The organism is Legionella drozanskii LLAP-1 (assembly GCF_001467585.1).
GTDB classification, from domain to species: Bacteria; Pseudomonadota; Gammaproteobacteria; order Legionellales; family Legionellaceae; genus Tatlockia; species Tatlockia drozanskii.
Map to the genome: position 1 here is coordinate 1 of NZ_LNXY01000018.1, position 19863 is coordinate 19863.

Sequence of the window (19863 nt, forward strand, 5' to 3'; positions counted from 1 at the left end):
CTATTGTCCAGCACCTCCTATTTCACTTTAAACTCAGTGAGCGTGTGGCCTGTAAGCTGGCAGGGCTGAGCCGCAGTATGTATCGGTATCAACCTAAGTCACGAACAGACAATTCAATCAGAGCACGACTCAAGGAGTTAGCAACGCAATATCCTGCCGATGGTTATTTGCTTCTTCATGGTTTGCTTAAAGCGGAGGGTTTCGTTATTAACAAGAACCATACTTATCGGCTATACACAGAGGAAGGGTTGCAGGTACGAACAAAGAAACGCAAAAAGCTCATCCGGCCTAAGCAACCAATGGAATTGCCTACCGCCCCTAATCAACGTTGGTCAATGGATTTTGTATCTGATCAGCTGAGTAATGGTAGACGATTTCGTGTGTTAAATGTTGTGGATGACTATTCTCGTGAGATGCTTGGGCAGTTGGTTTCTACTTCAATCAGTGGACAGCAAGTTGCGCGCTTTCTAGGTCAACTTATAGAGGAGCGTAGCAAACCAAGTAGGTCATTTGTGACAATGGCACTGAGTTTACCAGCAAGGCAATGTTCTTCTGGAGTAAAGAAACCGGTGTGGCCCTTGGGTTTATTCAGCCTGGGAAACCCACACAGAACGCTTTTGTGGAAAGTCTGAATGGTAAATTCAGAAACGAATGTCTAAATTTACACTGGTTTCGAACACTGAGTGAAGCAAAATATGAGATTGACTTATGGCGTGAGCATTACAACCATGTTCGGCCTCATAGCTCACTCAATTATATGCCGCCTGTTGAATACGCTAAGCAGGTAGCATAAGCTAATAAATCTCATCGAAAAAGTAGTACTAATTCGGGGGAAAGGTCAAAATGAAAATGCGTAATACACTTTATTTTAAGAAGTTTTTTAAGTTCAGCAATCTCTGGTTTTATTATGTCAATGATTGTTCAAGGCGCATTGTATTATCAATATGGTTTTGAAGTATTTTTAAAAATGTTTCTGACTATTTTTATGATAAAACTTATTGTAACTGTGCCTTATGTATATTTGGCCAAATTGTTGGTGATTTTATATAGATATATTGATGATATAGAATTCGAAAAATACAATAAAAATCTTGCATCATACAACTTAAATAATAGGCTTATCAATGAGTAATTTCTATGAACTATCAGCATCTGAAATAATTCGAAAAATAAACTCCCGTGAACTTTTGGTTTCTGAAGTGGCAGAATCATTTGTTAAACGAATTAATGAAGTTAATCCACAGATAAATGCTATACAACAATTTGATCCAGATAGAGTTTTATCTAATGCTCTCAAAGCAGAGGCTATAATTTCATCAAGACAGCAGGTTGGTAAGCTTTTTGGATTACCTATTTCCATTAAAGATGCTTTCCATGTAAAAGATTTTATTTGTAGCAAAGGAAGTCGTGGTTTTTATGGTTCAAAATCCAGCTTTGATGCAACGGCAGTCTCGCGGATAAGGGAAGCAGGTGCTGAGATTTATGGAATCACGAATACTTCAGAGTTATTGATATCCTATGAATCTGATAATTTAATCTATGGTAGAACGAACAATCCTTATGATTTAACCAGAACAGCTGGTGGCAGCAGCGGTGGACAAGCAGCTATTATAGCAGCAGGCGGAATACCAATGGGTATTGGGAACGATGCGGGAGGCTCTGTTCGACAGCCCGCACATTATTGTGGAATTTGTGCACATAAACCAACTCATGGTTTTATTCCAAATACTGGAAATTTTCCTGCTGATGGAATTGGTATTGGTGCTCAACTGCTCTCAATTGGGCCAATGGCAAGGTATGTGGAAGATTTAATATTAATGATGGAGGTTATTTCAGGGCCAGATGGTATCGATCCACACGCTGTACCTATTCAATTCCCAATTAATAAAGATCTTGAGTTAAAAAATCTTAGAGTTGCTTACTTTTATGATAATCCGACAGGGACCTCGCCAACGACAGAAACGGTTAAGGCGGTTGATACTGTAGTTGAATTGTTAAAACCAGAGGTCAAAAGCATAATAGAAGCCTATCCAACGGAATTGAATAATGTTTACAGACTCCATTATGAAACTTTTATATTAGGTGGTGATGCTGGTCAAACGATATCGCAGCTTATCAATAGTTTTAAGCCGAACCAGGTTTCTCCACTTTTGCTTGAATATTTGGAGTTATCAAAAAATTGTGAATTTTCCATATCAGAATTACGACAACGGTTACTAGAGTTAGAACGATTTCGCTACAATATGACCTCATTTATGAAAGATTTTGATTTAATTATTTCACCAGTTTCAGCCACTCCAGCACGTTATCATGGTGAAACATTTGCCAATGTTCGTGACTTTGGTTATATTACGGCGCACAACCTGACCGGTTGGCCAGCAACAGTTTTACCGTGTATCTATTCCGACGAAGGATTACCTATTGGAGTTCAGCTGGTAAGTCAAAGTTGGCAAGATCATATACCATTAAAAGTTGCATTGTTTTTGCAAAAAATAATGGGGGTATTTACAATACCAAAATTGAAAAATGAATTTATATCGAAATAATGGAGTAGATTGTATGATTAACAACAACTTAAATACATCCGATGAATTTCTTGAGTTATTCGGCACCATACCACCACTGCTTACATTTGATGAAGCAATGTATGATATTGATCTTTCTGTAATAGCATCCTCTCTTTAAAAAAAATGATTCCTTTTATTCTATTTCTTGAGAAATAATTGGAAGCATTTAATCGTTATTAATTGAGGATCTAATGAAAAATGCGTTGTTTTCAAATTCCCTTAAGGAGTTACAGATGTAAAAAAATATTTACACGAAAGAAATTTAAGCTACGAGCTAACGAATTATTAAAGCAAAGTTCTAAACCGATTAGACAAATTGCAAAGGAGCTTGGAATTGGTGAACAATCTTTATAACTGGCGTAAACAGTTTCACCTAAAGCAAGACAAAGCCTTTCCCAATCAACCTCAATTAGATGAAAAAGAGTTGGAACTTTACGTCGTTTAAAATCGCGTATTGCAGAGATTTAAGAAGAGCGAGATATATTAAAAAAGGCCACCGCGTTTTTCGCCAAAGAAAGTCAGCGATCTACGCGATGATAGAGCAGCAATCGGCTTTCCACCGGGTTAATCTATTATGCCAAGTACTTGGTGTTTTTCCTAGCGCCTATTATTCCTGGCTAAAAAAATACCCAGCCATTGAAGTCTTTTACAATCCTAAGCGCATTCACTCAACTCTCGGATATCAAACACCGACTGGTGCTTAGTGCAAAAAATTTATGCGCAGAGGTTTAATTGAAGTGGTTTGGGTTTTCTACCTTTGGCATTTACAAAAGCTCTGCTTCTTTTAAAATTCGAATAAAAATTATTTTGATCAGCTGTAGTCTTAGTCTGAGTTTGTTCGATAATATAGAGTCGTAATACTTGTTCGGTGTTTTCATTCATATTAGTTATTTCATCTTCATATTTTTCCCATTTGCTGACAGCTGTATGCGATTCATGAACTACGGTCTCACCAAATTCACGTAGAGGCATGGAAAAATAGGAGCGAATGAATTTAACTTGATTGCCTGTTAATCTCTCTTCTTGCGTAGCCAGTTTTTTTATTATTTCATCAGCAACGTAGTGAACATCGATTTTGGGATGCCATTCGTCGTTGATATTAATCATTTCTACATTTTCTAATTCGGCTCTTCAAATCCAACTGAAATAAACGCATGTATTTAAACCTTGGAGTTTAAAGGTCCAAAGGAGGATAATGTAGAATATTATTTTTATTTGGAAAAACAGAATGTTAACCACGTATGGAGAGTTAGTTTGTTATAAACAAACCCCAATAGACAGTCATGGAAAACTTAAATTCTTTCTTGAAAAACACAGCACCAAAGAAGGAACTTGGGGTTACCTAAGTCTTGAGGAAGGAGAAATTGATTTTATTTTCTTAAATGGATTCGGTCAGGAACTTTCACGTACTCGACTAAATAAAACTAACCCTCAATTACTTATTCCACCTGCTGCCTGGCATAAAATTATACCGATAAGTGAAAATTTCAAAGCCTTATTGGAGTTTTATTGTAAGCCTAACCGTTTCTTTTACAAAAAATATGGCTTAGGGGCAGTTCATAGTGACCTTCAGTATATTTATCATAATTATTTACAGAATCATCAATTAACAGTGTTGGACGTGGGCTGTGGTTCAGGAAGAAATCTCTTGTATTTTGCTTCAGTAGGCCATTCGATTACGGGTATTGATAACAATGAGTTAGCATTGAAGAGCATTTCAGAGATCGCTATAAAAGAGAACCTAACTCACGTCCAAACAATAACTCATGACTTAAATCAGCCTTTAAACTTGCAAAAAGAGCATTATAATTTTGTGTTTTCAACTGTGAGCCTGCAATTCTTAAAAGTGGAGCGTATTTCCTCGTTGTTGAATGAGCTACAACATGCCACTAAGACGCAGGGGTATCATTTCCTTGTCTACCCAATTAAATCAAACCTTTACACATTGCCGGCTACATTTACGTTTTTACCGGAAAAGGAAGAGCTTTATCATTGGTATCAAAATAGTGGTTGGTCAATAATTGAATATAAAGAATCCACAGGACTACTTCATAAACTGGATGAGTTTGGCAGACCTTTGCAAGGGTTGTTTGGTCATCTATTAGCACAAAAAAACCTATGATGCTTATTTCAACCCTTTCTAGTTTCTTGTTTATCAACAAGTATTTACTTTAGTAAATGTACTACTATTAAATCTCAACCCAGTAAATGGTGAACCATATGGATATGATTGATTTAATTTTAAGCAGACGAGCTGTGCGAAGTTTTAATTCTAGGGAGCTGGATGAACAAACAATTGAAAAAATACTTGAAGCGGCACGTTATGCTCCTAGTCCTCAAAACTCCCAGCCATGGCACTTTACCTTAATTCGAAATAAAGCGAGTCTTGAATATTTAGCATCTGCTGCAAAACACGCTGTTTTTTTATCAAAGGCCCCACTTTTAATTATTGTTACCGTCAACCGAGACGTTGCACTTGATGATTGGTTAATTCAGCATAATCAACATGTCTATAGTGGTGCCGCTGCGATGCAAAATATGTGGTTGGCTGCGTGGAGTTTAGATATTGGTTGTTGCTGGGTTACGCTTGACGAAACAACAACACGAAAGCTTGTTGCGATCCCCGAAGAGCAAGTACTTATAGGTGCGCTTGCGATAGGCTACCTTGATGATAATCTCCCTAAGCCGCATGAAGAAGGAGACCGAAAACCTTTATCTTCGATGACCTCTTTTGAGCAATTTGGTAAATCTGAGCAATGTGACACAGAAAGCTGCTTCACCTGCCTTAAGCTTGTGCCTAAATCAGCAGCGAGATCGTTTGAAGGTGAAGAATACATTAAGTATTTTTGTGGACAAGATTGTTATACTGAGTGGCAAAAACAGACAAAAAAATGGCTGAATGACAAAAAATAAAATCAATTAGTTACAATTAGAAGAATGCTTCACTGATTTTTCATGTTAAACTTATCGAAATGTGAGTCACAGTTTACGGATTAATACATGACCACGTCTAGAAAAAAGATTAAAAAGTTAAATGGATATTCTTGGTCTATTCTTATCTCGTTTATTTGCGCGACATTTGCAATGCATTATCATACAGCGAATATTTCCTTTGCTGGTCTTCTTCAAACATTGCCTTTAATTATCATTGCAGTTTATTACTCTGAAAAATTAGCCCCTCTCATCAGCCAACCTGAGCACAATTTAAAAAAATCCAAGTTATTTACACGAGATTTATTTATATTAAGCTTTAGCTTCTTGTCCGCTTGTCTTCTTTCGCTAATATTTTCATATAATAATAGCGATACAAGGGGCTGGTGGCCGCTGATTATTTATTTCATCACACTCTATGGTTTGTTATTTTCACTATTTTTTTCAGTAATAGCTCTTTTAATTAAAAATCATAAGACATACACAATAATTTTTGCGCTTGCAATCATAGTATTAGTCTCGATGGGACAATGCTTCCCTTCTTACACATTTATCCCAATGCTGGGTGATATTGAAACGTTCTATGTAGTAACCTGTTCATTATTAATCCTTCATTGTTTATTTATTATTGGTTATAAAACAATCAAAGGCGTCTCAATCTAAAATACAATTGGTACAATAATTAGTTCAACAACTAAGCGGCCTTTATTTATGAGGTGAAATTTTCCATCATCGCATTATCGTAACAGTTATAGCTCCGCTGATTGAACAAATATAGCCGATGCTCATTTAATTTTTCGAAAGGGGATGCCTGGCAACCATCCTCCAAGTAGTGCAATAGTCCAAAACTCAAAATTACTCTTGAAATAACTGAAGAGTAATTATTGATTTCTTTTTATTGCTTTTTGAGTTTTTTCTTTTTTGTTCCCTTCCAATTCAGATCCAGCTAAGTTGGTAGGTTTCGGTTTGACGCAATTTTTATTTTCCTTTTCAACAGCAGAGGGCTGCGGACTTAAATACGATTTTTTACTCATAACTAAATTCCATTTTATTGGAAGTAATTAAATTATAGTAAAATATATAAAAAAAATATGTAAAACCAGAATATTTGAGCAACCTCTTTTATTGCTGCTAGTATTGGCGGCACAACCCAATTATTGGATTGTTCAGGCTAAGCGCAAGGTTTTAAAAATCAAATTGGGGTTGGGTTGCTAGAGTCTCTTTCTTTGCGATGTTGTCATGCCCCTATTAGGCCTGAATTATGGTACAGTCAAGTTTTAAGTCTATTGAAGAGATTAAAATTGAGTACCTTACCAAAATGTCCTAAATGTAATTCGGAATATACCTATGAGGATGGCATCCTTCTCATTTGCCCAGAATGTACCTATGAATGGGAAAAAGAGGCAGCAGAAAATGATACTGAGAATGAACGTATTGTTAAAGATTCTAATGGCAACCTACTTCAAGATGGTGATACGGTCACTATAATAAAAGATTTGAAAGTTAAGGGATCTTCTCTAGTGGTTAAGGTTGGTACTAAAATTAAAAATATTAGAATAGTTGATGGTGATCATGATATTGATTGTAAAATTGACGGTATTGGCGCTATGAAACTTAAATCTGAATTCGTTAAAAAAACTTAGACATCAAGCATAACTCTACCAAATTTTTTTCCCATTTTGCACGCAACGCACCCTAAGCGAAATCCGGGCCCTAGTCGCGTGCTGGGTGGAGTGGTGGAAGTTGTCGATCTAAGTTCTTCGATAGTAGTTTATACCCTTTGATAATTTTTATATTTTTAAAACAAAAGCCAATTAGTAATTAATTAATAAATCTTTTTCGATTACTCCATTTAATTAACAATTGCATGGACTTCACATCTCGTGTCAGAAAATTGATTTGCTCTTGTAATTCCTGCTTTTGGTTATTGAAATTGACCTTTTTCCCAAAAATTCGCAACGTCGTTTAAAATTGAAGTGGAAACAAGCTCCTTAGGATGTTCAATAAACCAATCTGTAGGCATGCACTTACTATAATTTGATAACAAAAAGCGATCATCCATTAAAACAATAATACCTTTATCGGTCTCTGTGCGAATCACCCGACCAGCTGCCTGTACTGCTTTTGCCATTGCGGGATAAGTATATGAATATTCCTCACCTTTTTTGTACTGAACTTCATAGTAGTGCTTCATTTGCTCTCGTTCCCAGTCAAACATAGGAAGGGGAGGGCCAACAATGAAAGCACCAATTGCAAGATTTCCAATATAATCAATTCCTTCTGCAAACATCCCGCCTTGTACGGCAAAAATTAAATAGTTTTTGTCATTTGAATGTAATTTTCTCATAAAATTAACTACGTCATTCTGGGCCATTTTTCGTGTTTGTTTTAGAAAAGAGAAGTCCGTTGAGGAAGGAAAAAGGCTGTAAACACGCTCCAGAAAATCAAAACTTGGGAAAAATATAAAATAATTTCCGGGATTTAAAGAAGCAATACGTAATACAGCTTCTTTAATTTTAAAAGAATGAGTGGCTCTATCTCGATATTTCGATGAAATTTGGGGGATAATCAGCAGCTTACGTTGTGACTGACAAAAGGGTGATAAAAACTCATAAGTATATAAGTGTTCGGTGTGCAAACCAATTAATTGGCTATAGTAATCAAAAGGTTTTAAGGTCGCAGAAAAACCTATGATTTGTTCAAAATGACTATAGGCGTCTTTGATCAATGTAGAAGCATCACAGCAGGTAATTTTAATGGTGTTTTGAAGTGGGTTGAACGACGTAAAAAATGCTCCATTGCCTTGTTCGACAAACTCGAGAGCGTCTGTAAAGTCTGACCAGTAATTACTTAATTTTAAAATCGGATCTTCCTCTTCTATCTCCAGATCAGATTCCAAATACTCTGTTAAGAACTCATTTAATACCTCGTTTTGCTTTTTAAAATCTCTGATGGGGGGCTCTATTCGATGAGGAGTTTTTATATTTGGAACTGCGCATTGAGTGATTATGCGTAGACAGCTCTCTATAATAACCTTTAATTTTACGGTCAATGGATTGGGATATTGTTCTAGGGTTTCCTGAAGTTTCCAAAAAAAATCTCCAGAAAGCTCAGGCGAGTAGTACTCCATTCCTCTCGCGGGAAGGTTATGAACCTCGTCTATGATTAGATTGGTTTTTTCATTTTCTCCCATACCTAGAGTCGAAACACGAGAACAATTACTGTTGGGTCCAAACACATAATTATAATCTCCTACCACAACGTCAAAAAATGGTATGCTTTGCATTTGTAGCTCATAGGGACAGACCTTATATACTTTTGCCAGTTCCTTGAAATAGAGCGCATTAATATTTTTTTTCCGTTGCACCTTCTTTAACAACTCATGCTCAGTTAACTTGGTATAGTGGTTTTCTGCAAATTCGCAGTATTTGGCATTACAAATAGGCTCATTCTTCATGCAAAGCTTTTTCTTGGCAGTTAGGACTAATGATTTGAAAGGAGCCCCTTTTTTCTGCAGTCTCTCGATGGTATCCAAAGCGATTTGATGTTGACTGTTCTTCGGAGTGAGATAAATTGTTTTTTGGCCACGGCTTAATGATTCTTTGAGTGTCGGGTACAAAACACCAATTGTTTTTCCAAGTCCTGTGGGTGCTTGAATTAACATTGGACGTTTTTTCGTTAATTGCGTAGCAATTAAATCGATTAATTCCTTTTGTTGCGGGCGAGGGGAGTGAAAGGGAAAAGAAAGCTGCTGACTTGCCTTTATCCTACGGGTAATTCTCTTTTTTACATCCTGAATATCCTGATCTAATTCGTTCAGTCTTATTGCCAACCAAGCTTCGAATCGTTTGATATCGAAATTAAAAGAAAGCATATGATTTTTATTTTTACGAAGTGATGCAATCAATAATTGCAGCTTTGGGATTTTATTAGTTTTAAGCCAATGCATATATCCATAAGTTTGCAATTGGAGCCAATAAGGGTGTGTATAATGACTGTCGTGAAGAATGTTTGATAATTTGTTAACATCAAAGGCGGTTTTAATTTCCTCAATAATGAAGTCTTCCCCTACAAAAACCCCATCCATCCGACCTGAGACTTGAAATTGCTTGCGTTTGTAAACAAATCGATTTGTAATGCTGACTTCCGACTGATAGTTTGGATTTTCTTTGTGTTTTAATAGTTGTATTTCTTGATGTTTTTTTATTGCTTGTTTGGAGGCGAGGCCAAACCCTGAATAAGTATCTATGCTTCCAGTGCGAGGCGAGGGTAGAGCGAATTCAATCACTGATAAAGAATACTTTTTCATGAAACGAAATTTTTGAGCAAAAAGAAGACTGAGCATTTTATCTCCTCTAGCTAGCAGGTGATATAGAGATCCTAAAAAGAAATGATTTATTTAACAAAGTAAGACAGCATCAACCCTATGTATGATTTATTACAAAAAGAAGTTTTGATCATTGATTGCCAAACCACAGGGATGCATCCTACTAATGCCTATCTTTTACAAATCGGCTGGGCTCTCTTCAATCCTGAAAATATAAGTGTGCCTAAAATTGAGAAATGGACGTTAAAACTTCCTGCGGAGGAGGAAATACCACGCAAAATTAAGAAGATGCTGCAAATCAGCGAATCAGATTTAGTTCAAAGTATAGAACCCCAAGAAGCTTTTAACAAACTTCAAAAAGTTTTAAAGAAGCTTGGGCCAAAACCAATAGTCGTTGCTCATTATGCCCAATTTGAAAATAGCTTTTTACGGCAATTTTATCAGGAACAGAGTGAAACGAAGGAATTAAATTTTAAATTAATTTGCTCGCAAAAAATTGCAAAAAGATTGCTACCCAATATTCCCAGTCATAACTTAAAAGCCATTTCTGGTTACTTCAAATTAGACAACACCCCTAAGAATGAGGTGGTGTCGCACGTATCCATGACACTCAATATATGGAAACAATTGCTACCAAAGCTGCTTGAATCGCATATCGAGAGTTATGAGGATCTTATTGTATGGTTAAATAAAACACATTGTAAAAGAGCCCCAGTACCCTATGAATATAATATCGAGCGATTTACAAGACTAAACCTATCGGCTAAGCCTGGGATATATCGGATGCTTGCTAAAGACGGTGCTATTTTATATGTGGGTAAAGCAACTTCACTTCGAACACGAGTGAATTCTTATTTTCGCGGCACTAAAAATAGAGATAGACGTAAATTAGAAATGCTAGCTCAAGTTTGGGATATTGAGACAGTAGAGTGTGAAACGCCCCTAGAAGCAGCTTTGCTTGAATCGGATGAAATTAAAAAATGGAATCCACCCTACAATATTTTGTTAAAAGGGGAGGACCGCAGAGTTTTATTTTATAATTCTACCTTTACCGAGTATTCAGAATTTCGAGACTCCTTTTATTTTAATGGTCCTTTTCGCTCTAAAGATGCTATTAGCCATTTTCTAGAGATTATTGAAGCTTATAGAGCTCAGACCCCCTTAACTTTTTTTGAAGAATCGATCACGCCAGAAACTTTTAGGAAGGCATGGGAGATATTTTGTAAGGTCCATCATGTTGTTTATGAGAAAGTAGCAGAGATGAATAATAGGAAATTGCTGGCCCTTGCGCATCGGTTGTTAAGGAAGTTTGAGCACATCCATGGAAAAGGAGTATTTCAGATTTGGTGGGAAAATGAAAAAAATAAAAACCTTGAAGAAAATCTCAACTTGGAACAAAAATTGTCCTCTAAAATCTGGCGATTTTTTATTCGGGCAGCAGAAGCAAAGCGTAAAAGCTATCAACTCATAAAGATGTTTAATTCTTCTCTAATCATTAATAAAACGAATAAAATATTAATTATAAGAGATGGTGAAATAAATTGGTTTAGTTCGAAAGAGATTAGAAAGAGCAATCAAGCACCTTTGGATATATCCCATTATGATCGATTATCCATTTTATTAGCTGCAAGGAATAAAAAACTTGTTTCTTGGTATAATTTCAAGTCCTAGATCGCCAGTTTTTTAAACTGGTTAATTGGCATTCCTCAGCTTTTTTTACTTAATTCCAAATGCTATCCAGTAAAATCTTAGTATTGGTAAGTCTTAAACTATTGTTTTACTTTTACGTTTATTTTAAACGGCACAGCTTTCCTGCAGATTTCATTAACCTAATGCCATTGTCTCCCTAGTACACAATTTGACAAATATAGTCGTCTGTCTATAATACCATCTATATGGATGGTATGTGGATGGATATTTAATGAATATTGTTAAGTTAAAGCCCAAAGTTAACGAGAGCGAAAAAATCACTATTAATCTCGGATTTATTGATCTAGGCCAAATCGATTTGCTAGTGCAGGAAGGCTTCTATTCCAATCGTACCGATCTAATTCGAACGGCGATTCGCAATCAATTGAGCAGCCATGCCGATATCGTCAAGCAAACCGTGGCGCGCAAGAGCCTGGTACTAGGCTTGCAAATGTATTCCCGCGCCGAACTGGAAGCGGTCCAGGCTGCTGGTCAAAAATTGCAAATCCAGGTGCTGGGCCTAGCAACCATTGCAACCGATGTCTCTGCCGAACTCGCGTTGGCCACCATCGATTCCATCACTGTACTGGGCGCTTTCCACGCCAGCGCCGCCGTCAAGGCTGCCCTGGCGGGGCGGATTTACTAGTCATTAACACAGAAGGGGAATCACATGATCCTCAATAAAAACTTGCGAACGCAAATGAGCGAGATTACAAGTACACTGATGTCCAGCGGCGCAGCTGCTGCGACGGTTGCGATTCAAAAAGCGCTCAAGGAAATGCCTGCGCGGATGGGTAAACCATTCGGTGTCCATGAAGGTATGCCTGATTTCGTGACTGATTTACTAGCGTCTCTGGGCGTGATGTCGCCGAAAGGTATTTCGACCTTGGACCAGCCTCTGTCGGAACACGAACAGAAGCTGTCGCCAGTTCCAGAGAAGGAGGGGATCGAAAAAAGCGAGGGTCAATTCCTGACAAAGTCCTTTACTAATCATGCTGGAACGCGTGACTACAAAGTGTATATCCCGTCAAGCTACCATGGAGAGGCCGTCCCAGTGATTGTGATGTTGCACGGCTGCACGCAGAATCCCGATGATTTCGCCAGGGGCACCTGCATGAATGCCGTGGCGGAAGAGAAGAAATGCTTTGTCGTGTATCCGGCTCAATCACAGTCCGCCAATTCCTCGAAATGTTGGAACTGGTTCAAGGCCATTGATCAACAGCGCGATCAAGGCGAACCGTCCATCATTGCCGGAATTACGCAGCAGGTTATAAGTGACTACAAGCTTGACAGGAGGCGCGTGTATGTCGCCGGCCTTTCGTCGGGTGGTGCTATGGCGATCATCATGGGCGCGACTTATCCCGATCTCTATGCAGCGGTCGGCGTCCACTCCGGCTTGCCGTATGGCTCAGCGCAGGATCTGCCATCTGCCTTTGCAGCGATGCGCGGCGCAAAGCCTGGGATAAATGGAAAGCTGCGAACATCCGATGCTGACACCCGACTGAGCTCGATTCCGCTCATTGTGTTTCACGGGGATAGCGATACGACTGTTCATTCCAGTAATGCCGACCAGTTGATAAAACAGAGTGTCTCCCCAAAGGAAGTGGCTGCGGATCGAATAGCTCTCCATGCTATTGTGCAGGAGGGTAAAGTCCCAAATGGGCATGCTTACACGCGAACTTTATATCAAGATGAAAACAGCCGCACGGTTGCCGAAAATTGGGTCATTCATGGGGCAGGTCATGCCTGGGCCGGCGGCAGCCGAAGAGGCAGCTATACCGATGCGAAAGGCCCGGATGCAAGCAAGGAGATGGTGCGCTTTTTCTATACGCAATCGAATACCTATAGATTTATTGCTAAGATTAAATTAAATATTTAATAAATTATTTTTTCAATTGGACTTGGTTTGTTAATCACATGGGAAGGTAAAACTTCAACCTGCCACCATTAATAGTTCTGATTAATTCACAAATTAGCTTTTAGGTTATACACAAGAAATTAATAATGAGGGTTCAGCAATAATTTTTTCTTTTTCCCTTCTGGATAATCTCTTAATAAAACGCTCTATTCTCATTGCCTCAGCCTTTCCACCCTTAATTTGCCAAGATTGAGCGATTTTAACGGGTTTAAAGCTCCGCGTGTACTTACATTTCCCTGTTCCATCAATATGAGATTGGTAGCGCTTTAAAAGATCATTAGTAAAGCCTGTGTAGTAAGTATTGTTTTCACATAAAAGTATATATACCCAATAACAGCTGTTATCCATTGTGGCCTTCTAATTTCAAAATTTCACAGTTTTTTTGGAGGGATTAAGCCAATCAAAGTGGCTATCATTTTTTCGTATTACCCTATAAAAAATTCTCTTTAATCCGAGAAACGGTGTATTAAGTGTCACTAGGTCTGTTTTATCTACTAGACGACCTAAGGACAGAGTTGATATAAAACTTATCCCCAAACCACTGGCAACCAGCTGCCGGATAACATCATTATGTACGATAGTCATACGAACATTGACCCTATTTAAGTGTGGGGCAATATGAGATTCAAGTATATCCGTTATGCCAGATCCTTTTTCCGGAAGTATCCAGGGAGCCGCCTTCTTAGCATTCTTGTGGGTGGAAGTCCTAGGATTGAAAAACATACTTAAACCCTGTTATCTAAGACAAGCTCTAATTATTAGCTCCTACTACTCTATTCATTGTATGTTTAGCAATTATATATTCTTCATTAGTAGGAATGACACCTACTTTAATTTTACTTCTGTCTTGGCTGATGACAGATGCATTAGTGCTATTTGCCTTCTCATCCAAGACAACACCTAACCAGTCCAGTCGATCACAGATTTTTTTTCTAACGACATTTGAGCGTTCACCAATGCCTGCCGTAAAAATAATCGCATCGCATCCATGTAAGATGCCACATAGTGCACTTAGTTCTCTTGCTGCGATAAAGCAAAATAAATCAACCGCCTCTATTGCATGCGGTTCGTCGCTTGATTGAAGTTTTCGCATATCGTTGCTAATGCCAGAGACGCCTAATAAACCAGATTCTTGATAAAGCAGGGTAGTTACTTGTTCCACGGAGAGTTTTTTTTCTTGCAATAAATACAGTATCAATCCCGGATCAATCGAACCACTGCGAGTGCCCATCATCAATCCATCCAAAGCGGTAAGTCCCATCGAGGTGGCTACGCTTTTACGTTGATGCATGGCGCACATACTCGCACCACTACCTAAATGAGCAACGATAACTCGTTTATTACCGATATCGCCAATATGTTGGGTGATGACTGAGGCGATGTATTCATAGGAAATACCATGAAAACCATAACGAACTAGACCTTCATCTGTTAACTTTCTTGGAATAGCAAAAAGCGTTGCCAAATGTTCCTGTGTACGATGAAAGTTGGTATCGAAACAAACTACTTGTGGCATGGCAGGGTAAATTGTTTTTATGTTCTCAATGGCCTCGAGACTCTGAGCTTCATGAAAAGGGCAGAAGGGAATTAAACTGGCTATTTTTTTCATGACCTCATCAGTTACTAATGTGGGCTGAGAAAAGTATGTGCCTCCATGTACCACGCGATGGCCTACTGCTTTTAATTTCATGGAATCGGGTAAACGCTCAAACCAATTAAAAAATACTCGTAAGCCTGCTTCGGTTCCTGTAGATAAAATTTTTTGCTCTACTATTTTTAAGTGATTCGCATCAAAAATGGTTAAACAGGGTGAATCGGAAATACTTTCAATTTCGCCACGATAAAGTAAATTTAATTTTTGCTGACAAGCAAAAATCGAAAATTTAATGCTTGAAGACCCTGTATTAATCACTAATAGGACTTCAAGCATTTAATTTCTCCTTATTGCGACTATACACCAGCGCCATAGCACAAGATGCTTTTCGAGAAATCTCATCACTGCCACGGCTGGTTAATATAATAGGAACCCTTGCACCCATCACCATACCAGCTGCTTCCATGCCTGACATATAAGTCATTTCTTTATAAAGCATATTGCCCGATTCAATATCGGGAACAATAATGATGTCAGCACACCCCGCAACCTCAGATTTAATATTTTTCTCATGTGCAGATTCAATAGAAATGGCGTTATCAAATGCTAGTGGCCCATCGACAATAGCTCCTGTTATCGCGCCCCTTTCTGCCATTTTACTTAGTGCTGCTGCATCAAGTGTGGATTGCATTTTTTCATTGACCGTTTCTACAGCACAAACGATGGCAACTTTTGGCGTGCCAAAGCCTAAGGTACGAAACAAATCAATCGCATTTTGGGTGATGTCCCTTTTTTCTTCTAAATTAGGCCGAATATTGAGTGCTGCATCTGATAGAAATAACGGTTTGAAATATTTTGGGGCTTCTACATAAAACACATGGCTCATTCTTCGTGAGGTCAACAAGCCCGTTTCTTTATTTACAACCGGCCCCATCAATTCGTCGGTATGGATTTTCCCTTTCATCAAGGCTTCTACTTTACATTCTCTTGCGAGTTTTACTGCAACTTCTGCTGATTCATTGCTATGGCGGGTTGAAATAATCTCGTAGGCGGAAATATCCAACTTAGCGTCAGCGGCTGCCGCGAGGATTTTATCTTTTGGACCAACAAGAATGGGGATTATAAGATTTTCTATGGCTGCATCAATGGCACCTTGTAAAGCCAGTGTATCAACGGGATGCACAATAGCTGTTTTAAGGGGTGTAAGATTTTTTGTTAATTTAATTAATTTTTTGTACCATGATCCTTTATGCCCTTTTAAAACAGCTGAGGGTAATACAATTCGTTCTCTTTTAACTTTAAGGGTGGGTGCCATCACCGTGGCCACACCACTTATTACAACTTGATTATTTTGATTCACGCACTTGCATTCTAAATCAACAATATGGTGTTCAGGCATTTTAGCGGTCACTGTTACACTAATCGTAATTACATCCCCGGGTACAATGGGGGCAGAAAACCGAAGTGTTTGATCTAAATAAATGGTTCCCGGGCCAGGCAGCTCTGTACCTAGCACCGTTGATATCAGGGCAGCACCCCACATGCCTTGTACAATGATTTGGTGAAACCTATCATCTTTTGCATAGTCAGCATCCACGTGAGCTGGATTCACATCACCAGACATGATAGAAAATAGTTCGATGTCTTTAAGACTTAAGGTACGTTTAATCTGTGCTGAGTCCCCAATTTTAAGTTCATCAAATGTTCGATTTTCAATGAAAGACATAGCGATGCTCCTCGATACTCATCAGCCCATAATGGAATAACCTGCATCAATATAATGTACCTGTCCAGTTATATCCATAGCAGCATCGCTAGCAAGAAATGCCGCTAAATTACCGACATTTTTAATATCAACCATGCGAGGCAAGGGGGATCGCTGTTTTTCTGCATCGATATACTCATAAAAATTAGGAATTCCAGAGGCAGCTCGTGTCTCGATAGGGCCTGGTGAAATGGCGTTGACTCTTATATTTTGGGGTCCTAGTTCATATGCCAGGTATCTGACAGACGTTTCTAATGCGGCCTTGACCACGCCCATTAAGTTATAATTAAGTATCACTTTTTGGCTGCCATAATAAGTCATAGTCAAAATGCTACCGCCGTTTTTCATCAAGGGAGCGGCATATTTTGATAGACGAATTAATGAGTGACAGGAGATATCCATCGCCTCCAAAAATCCCTCCTTGGAGCATTCAATCAATGGGTATTCCAAGGCAGTTTTAGGAGCAAAGGCCATCGAATGTAACATGAAATCTAATCTCCCCCATTTTTTTTCAATTGCGGCAAATAAAGCAATAATCTCTTCTTCCTTTTGCACATTACAAGGAAGAATAAGGGGGGATTTTAATTCTAATGCTAAAGGGCGTATGAAAGGCTCTGCTTTGGCATTAAGAAAGGTTATTGCCAACTCTGCATTCGCCTCACGAAATTGTTCCCCACATCCATAGGCAATGCTGTGATCATTGGCAATGCCGGTGACTAAACCTTTTTTGTTTGTCAGATCAACTATCATAATATCTCCCTTCCTAACCCAAGTGTCTATTAATTTTTAATTATAGGTTGGCTGAAATATTAAAGAGAGCGTTGACTGATAGATTTAGACAGAGGGTAACCCCTCCCATTTTAACTGAAACAGGCGTGCCGCTTTCCTTTTGTTTTAAACTTGACACTATTTGACTATCTGTAATTTTGATTTTTTCCTGCTAAATCTCCTCTGACAAAGGGTATGAGAAAATTCTACTTTTGGATTCAGTTATTTTTCAGGGGGGATTACCGAGTTAGTTCTTAAATGATGTTTTTGATATCACGATAAGAGTTTTCATGGGTTCCCAATTTAAGTAACGTTAGTACGAGCTCACCCTCTTTATACATATAACCTAATAATACTTCCTGATTTGAAAATTTGATTTTATGAACTCTTAAGAAGTCCAAATCGCCTTTTTTGCGCTCTCCTATTTCTGGATTGTTAACTAATGTTCTGACTTCATCATCGAGAATTGATTTATATTGCTTAGGCAATTTTTTTACAGCTTTTTTAAATGAGCTAGATTGCTTAATGATCAAATTCATAATCATCAACCAATCCATTATCTATTTCTGCTTTTGCCAGTAAACTATCTCTAATAAACTCATAGGATAAATCAGGATTTTCTTCAGCAATTTTCCCAATTTTTGCCCAATGCTCAATTTGCCCAGCCCCAGAGCGAGACATTACCTCACCAACCGCTTTGGCTTGTTTCACTAGTGTATCTGATAATCTTACCGATTGAGCCATACTAATTTCTCTCTAAAACGATATAAAGCAATTATAGCATATGACGATAAATAATCGCAATTTGCGATTTTATATCCCAAAGAAATTAAAACAATAAAATCATGATGAATGACCCCCTTGAGGTTATAAGATGACCAAAATTCCAAAAATCAAAAGTTTGAGATGGATAAGATTTTCATTCTTTGATGTTCGTTTTTATACTAATATCTTGTCTAGAATTAACAATAATCTCTTAGCAAACCGATGGAATAAAGAAATGAATAACTGGATGATTTATGGAGCAAATGGATATACTGGAGAATTAATTGCAAGAGAAGCAAAAGTTAGAGGACTGAATCCTATCCTTGCAGGACGCAACGAGAAAGCTATCATATCATTAGCAGAAGAACTGGGATTCAATGGTCGTGTTTTTAACCTAAGTGATCCGAAAAATATAATAAGCCAGCTTTCTGATGTAAAATTGGTTTTAAATTGTGCTGGACCCTTTTCTACCACAAGTCAGCAAATGATAACAGCATGTATTCGGTCTGGAACCCACTACATCGATATTACTGGTGAAATCTCTATTTTTGAATACGCCCATAGCCAAAATTTGCTAGCAGCAGAAGTTAACATTGTTCTCTGTCCGGGAGTTGGATTTGATGTCACACCAACGGATTGTATCGCAGCTCAATTAAAACAAATGCTTCCTGACGCTAATTATTTGGCTCTTGGATTTGATTCGAACTCAGGCATGTCGCCTGGTACAGCAAAAACAGCTGTAGAAGGTTTAGCTAGTGGAGGAAAAGTTCGCATTAACAGTGAAATTAAAACAGTCCCTCTGGCTTGGAAAACCCGCTTCATTGACTTTGGTAAAGGAGAAAAATTAGCCACAACTATTCCGTGGGGAGATATAAGTACTGCTTTTTACACAACGGGCATACCAAATATTGAAGTATATATCCCAATAAGCCCTAAAAGGTTATCTATTTTGAAACGAGCCAATTATATACGCTGGCTTTTAGGTTTGAGCTTTATACAAAATTTTCTTAAAAAGAAAGCCGCTGCGCAAAAGGGACCTAGTATTGAACAATTTAAAAGCAATCTGACACATGTTTGGGGTGAAGCAAAAAATGCAAAAGGGAAAAGCAGAACAGTTCGGATTACAACAGCTAATGGCTATGCTCTCACTGTAGCCAGTAGCCTAGGAATTGCTGAGTATTTGCTAAAAAACAAACTTAAAGGTGGTTATAGAACACCTTCGCAATTAATGGGCTCAGATTTCATCAGTAGACTACCTGGCTATAGTGAGTAATTTTAACGAGTAGCCAAGTTGCTTGCAACGTATCATTTCAACACTTTACTACGAACAAGCGTTAACTCGGTTGGATAAACGCACGGGATTCTATTATACCTTTCAACCCATTTTCCCTGGCTTTGTAAGTGCACGGTTAGCAGCACTTCACAGGTTAACTATCTGAAAAAATAGCAAATCCTATTGCTTTAAAAATAGGCCCCGATATTTTTATCAAGCATCTTATAAGGACAGAGGTTAAAGCTTCAGCCAATTGTACGACTTGA

General features: G+C 38.2%; 20 protein-coding genes and 1 pseudogene. 11 read left to right on the forward strand and 10 right to left on the reverse strand.

The window, feature by feature from the left end; genetic code table 11:
* The 3 genes and pseudogenes from Ldro_RS04015 to Ldro_RS16245 form a co-directional block, all read left to right on the forward strand.
* Positions 1-793 (forward strand): annotated as a pseudogene (locus tag Ldro_RS04015) (IS3 family transposase); the annotation flags it as partial.
* Between the two features lie 331 nt (positions 794-1124).
* Complete coding sequence (locus tag Ldro_RS04025) at positions 1125-2546, forward strand: amidase (protein WP_058495137.1); 1422 nt, start codon at positions 1125-1127, stop codon at positions 2544-2546.
* A gap of 554 nt (positions 2547-3100) precedes the next feature.
* On the forward strand, positions 3101-3271 hold the full coding sequence (locus tag Ldro_RS16245) for a hypothetical protein (protein ID WP_157066457.1): 171 nt from the start codon (positions 3101-3103) through the stop codon (positions 3269-3271).
* 10 nt (positions 3272-3281) lie between these two features.
* Here the strand turns inward: Ldro_RS16245 and Ldro_RS04035 are convergent, their stop codons facing one another.
* Complete coding sequence (locus tag Ldro_RS04035) at positions 3282-3674, reverse strand: hypothetical protein (protein WP_058495138.1); 393 nt, start codon at positions 3672-3674, stop codon at positions 3282-3284.
* Between the two features lie 121 nt (positions 3675-3795).
* Here Ldro_RS04035 and tehB point away from each other — a divergent pair, with 121 nt between their 5' ends.
* The 3 genes from tehB (at position 3796) to Ldro_RS04050 (ending at position 6161) form a co-directional block, all read left to right on the forward strand.
* Complete coding sequence (tehB, locus tag Ldro_RS04040) at positions 3796-4689, forward strand: SAM-dependent methyltransferase TehB (RefSeq protein WP_058495139.1); 894 nt, start codon at positions 3796-3798, stop codon at positions 4687-4689.
* A 98-nt stretch (positions 4690-4787) separates the two neighbouring features.
* Positions 4788-5480: a DUF3330 domain-containing protein gene (locus tag Ldro_RS04045; protein WP_058495140.1), complete on the forward strand. Its 693-nt coding sequence runs from the start codon at positions 4788-4790 to the stop codon at positions 5478-5480.
* Positions 5481-5567: 87 nt separating this feature from the next.
* Positions 5568-6161: a hypothetical protein gene (locus Ldro_RS04050; RefSeq protein ID WP_058495141.1), complete on the forward strand. Its 594-nt coding sequence runs from the start codon at positions 5568-5570 to the stop codon at positions 6159-6161.
* 218 nt (positions 6162-6379) lie between these two features.
* Here the strand turns inward: Ldro_RS04050 and Ldro_RS16250 are convergent, their stop codons facing one another.
* Positions 6380-6532 (reverse strand): hypothetical protein, encoded by a 153-nt coding sequence (locus tag Ldro_RS16250; RefSeq protein WP_157066458.1) that lies wholly within the window; start codon positions 6530-6532, stop codon positions 6380-6382.
* A gap of 267 nt (positions 6533-6799) precedes the next feature.
* On the opposite strand from Ldro_RS16250, the gene Ldro_RS04055 reads away from it, so the two are divergent.
* A complete protein-coding gene (locus Ldro_RS04055) occupies positions 6800-7141 on the forward strand; it encodes a zinc ribbon domain-containing protein YjdM (RefSeq protein ID WP_058495142.1) in 342 nt (113 codons plus the stop codon).
* Positions 7142-7422: 281 nt separating this feature from the next.
* On the opposite strand, the gene Ldro_RS04060 is transcribed toward Ldro_RS04055, so the two are convergent.
* Positions 7423-9843: an ATP-dependent DNA helicase gene (locus Ldro_RS04060; RefSeq protein WP_238583958.1), complete on the reverse strand. Its 2421-nt coding sequence runs from the start codon at positions 9841-9843 to the stop codon at positions 7423-7425.
* Positions 9844-9924: 81 nt separating this feature from the next.
* On the opposite strand from Ldro_RS04060, the gene Ldro_RS04065 reads away from it, so the two are divergent.
* The 3 genes from Ldro_RS04065 to Ldro_RS04075 all read left to right on the forward strand — a co-directional run bounded on the left by Ldro_RS04065 (position 9925) and on the right by Ldro_RS04075 (position 13393).
* A complete protein-coding gene (locus tag Ldro_RS04065) occupies positions 9925-11496 on the forward strand; it encodes a 3'-5' exonuclease (RefSeq protein WP_058495143.1) in 1572 nt (523 codons plus the stop codon).
* Positions 11497-11746: 250 nt separating this feature from the next.
* Positions 11747-12160 (forward strand): hypothetical protein, encoded by a 414-nt coding sequence (locus Ldro_RS04070; protein ID WP_058495144.1) that lies wholly within the window; start codon positions 11747-11749, stop codon positions 12158-12160.
* 24 nt (positions 12161-12184) lie between these two features.
* Entirely contained in the window at positions 12185-13393 is a 1209-nt protein-coding gene (locus tag Ldro_RS04075) for an extracellular catalytic domain type 1 short-chain-length polyhydroxyalkanoate depolymerase (protein WP_058495145.1), read from the forward strand.
* 105 nt (positions 13394-13498) lie between these two features.
* On the opposite strand, the gene Ldro_RS04080 is transcribed toward Ldro_RS04075, so the two are convergent.
* The 7 genes from Ldro_RS04080 to Ldro_RS04110 form a co-directional block, all read right to left on the reverse strand.
* Complete coding sequence (locus tag Ldro_RS04080) at positions 13499-13780, reverse strand: GIY-YIG nuclease family protein (protein ID WP_058495146.1); 282 nt, start codon at positions 13778-13780, stop codon at positions 13499-13501.
* Between the two features lie 15 nt (positions 13781-13795).
* A complete protein-coding gene (locus Ldro_RS16970; protein WP_058495147.1) occupies positions 13796-14155 on the reverse strand; it encodes a LysR substrate-binding domain-containing protein in 360 nt (119 codons plus the stop codon).
* Positions 14156-14183: 28 nt separating this feature from the next.
* On the reverse strand, positions 14184-15362 hold the full coding sequence (locus Ldro_RS04090) for an acetate/propionate family kinase (protein ID WP_058495148.1): 1179 nt from the start codon (positions 15360-15362) through the stop codon (positions 14184-14186).
* Complete coding sequence (locus Ldro_RS04095) at positions 15355-16752, reverse strand: bifunctional enoyl-CoA hydratase/phosphate acetyltransferase (RefSeq protein ID WP_058495149.1); 1398 nt, start codon at positions 16750-16752, stop codon at positions 15355-15357. The genes Ldro_RS04090 and Ldro_RS04095 overlap by 8 nt, the downstream gene beginning before the upstream one ends.
* 21 nt (positions 16753-16773) lie before the next feature.
* On the reverse strand, positions 16774-17541 hold the full coding sequence (fabI, locus tag Ldro_RS04100) for an enoyl-ACP reductase FabI (RefSeq protein WP_058495150.1): 768 nt from the start codon (positions 17539-17541) through the stop codon (positions 16774-16776).
* Positions 17542-17813: 272 nt separating this feature from the next.
* On the reverse strand, positions 17814-18098 hold the full coding sequence (locus Ldro_RS04105) for a type II toxin-antitoxin system RelE/ParE family toxin (protein ID WP_238583959.1): 285 nt from the start codon (positions 18096-18098) through the stop codon (positions 17814-17816).
* Positions 18082-18303 carry a ParD-like family protein gene (locus tag Ldro_RS04110; RefSeq protein WP_058495152.1) on the reverse strand — a complete coding sequence of 74 codons (222 nt, stop codon included), beginning with the start codon at positions 18301-18303 and terminating at the stop codon, positions 18082-18084. Before Ldro_RS04110 ends, Ldro_RS04105 begins: the two co-directional genes overlap by 17 nt.
* Positions 18304-18433: 130 nt before the next feature.
* On the opposite strand from Ldro_RS04110, the gene Ldro_RS04115 reads away from it, so the two are divergent.
* On the forward strand, positions 18434-19597 hold the full coding sequence (locus Ldro_RS04115) for a saccharopine dehydrogenase family protein (protein ID WP_238583960.1): 1164 nt from the start codon (positions 18434-18436) through the stop codon (positions 19595-19597).
* The last annotated feature ends 266 nt before the right edge of the window (positions 19598-19863 follow it).

Excerpts from the sequence above, each read along its gene's own strand:
- Ldro_RS04110 (WP_058495152.1), bottom strand. The coding sequence starts at position 18,303 with ATGGCTCAATCGGTAAGATTATCAGATACACTAGTGAAACAAGCCAAA.
- Ldro_RS04060 (WP_238583958.1), bottom strand. The coding sequence starts at position 9,843 with ATGCTCAGTCTTCTTTTTGCTCAAAAATTTCGTTTCATGAAAAAGTAT.
- Ldro_RS16970 (WP_058495147.1), bottom strand. The coding sequence starts at position 14,155 with ATGTTTTTCAATCCTAGGACTTCCACCCACAAGAATGCTAAGAAGGCG.
- fabI (WP_058495150.1), bottom strand. The coding sequence starts at position 17,541 with ATGATAGTTGATCTGACAAACAAAAAAGGTTTAGTCACCGGCATTGCC.
- Ldro_RS04105 (WP_238583959.1), bottom strand. The coding sequence starts at position 18,098 with ATGAATTTGATCATTAAGCAATCTAGCTCATTTAAAAAAGCTGTAAAA.
- Ldro_RS04080 (WP_058495146.1), bottom strand. The coding sequence starts at position 13,780 with ATGGATAACAGCTGTTATTGGGTATATATACTTTTATGTGAAAACAAT.
- Ldro_RS04090 (WP_058495148.1), bottom strand. The coding sequence starts at position 15,362 with ATGCTTGAAGTCCTATTAGTGATTAATACAGGGTCTTCAAGCATTAAA.
- Ldro_RS16250 (WP_157066458.1), bottom strand. The coding sequence starts at position 6,532 with ATGAGTAAAAAATCGTATTTAAGTCCGCAGCCCTCTGCTGTTGAAAAG.
- Ldro_RS04025 (WP_058495137.1), top strand. The coding sequence starts at position 1,125 with ATGAGTAATTTCTATGAACTATCAGCATCTGAAATAATTCGAAAAATA.
- Ldro_RS04115 (WP_238583960.1), top strand. The coding sequence starts at position 18,434 with ATGACCAAAATTCCAAAAATCAAAAGTTTGAGATGGATAAGATTTTCA.
- Ldro_RS04045 (WP_058495140.1), top strand. The coding sequence starts at position 4,788 with ATGGATATGATTGATTTAATTTTAAGCAGACGAGCTGTGCGAAGTTTT.
- Ldro_RS04070 (WP_058495144.1), top strand. The coding sequence starts at position 11,747 with ATGAATATTGTTAAGTTAAAGCCCAAAGTTAACGAGAGCGAAAAAATC.
- Ldro_RS04050 (WP_058495141.1), top strand. The coding sequence starts at position 5,568 with ATGACCACGTCTAGAAAAAAGATTAAAAAGTTAAATGGATATTCTTGG.
- tehB (WP_058495139.1), top strand. The coding sequence starts at position 3,796 with ATGTTAACCACGTATGGAGAGTTAGTTTGTTATAAACAAACCCCAATA.
- Ldro_RS16245 (WP_157066457.1), top strand. The coding sequence starts at position 3,101 with ATGATAGAGCAGCAATCGGCTTTCCACCGGGTTAATCTATTATGCCAA.
- Ldro_RS04035 (WP_058495138.1), bottom strand. The coding sequence starts at position 3,674 with ATGATTAATATCAACGACGAATGGCATCCCAAAATCGATGTTCACTAC.
- Ldro_RS04095 (WP_058495149.1), bottom strand. The coding sequence starts at position 16,752 with ATGTCTTTCATTGAAAATCGAACATTTGATGAACTTAAAATTGGGGAC.
- Ldro_RS04075 (WP_058495145.1), top strand. The coding sequence starts at position 12,185 with ATGATCCTCAATAAAAACTTGCGAACGCAAATGAGCGAGATTACAAGT.
- Ldro_RS04065 (WP_058495143.1), top strand. The coding sequence starts at position 9,925 with ATGTATGATTTATTACAAAAAGAAGTTTTGATCATTGATTGCCAAACC.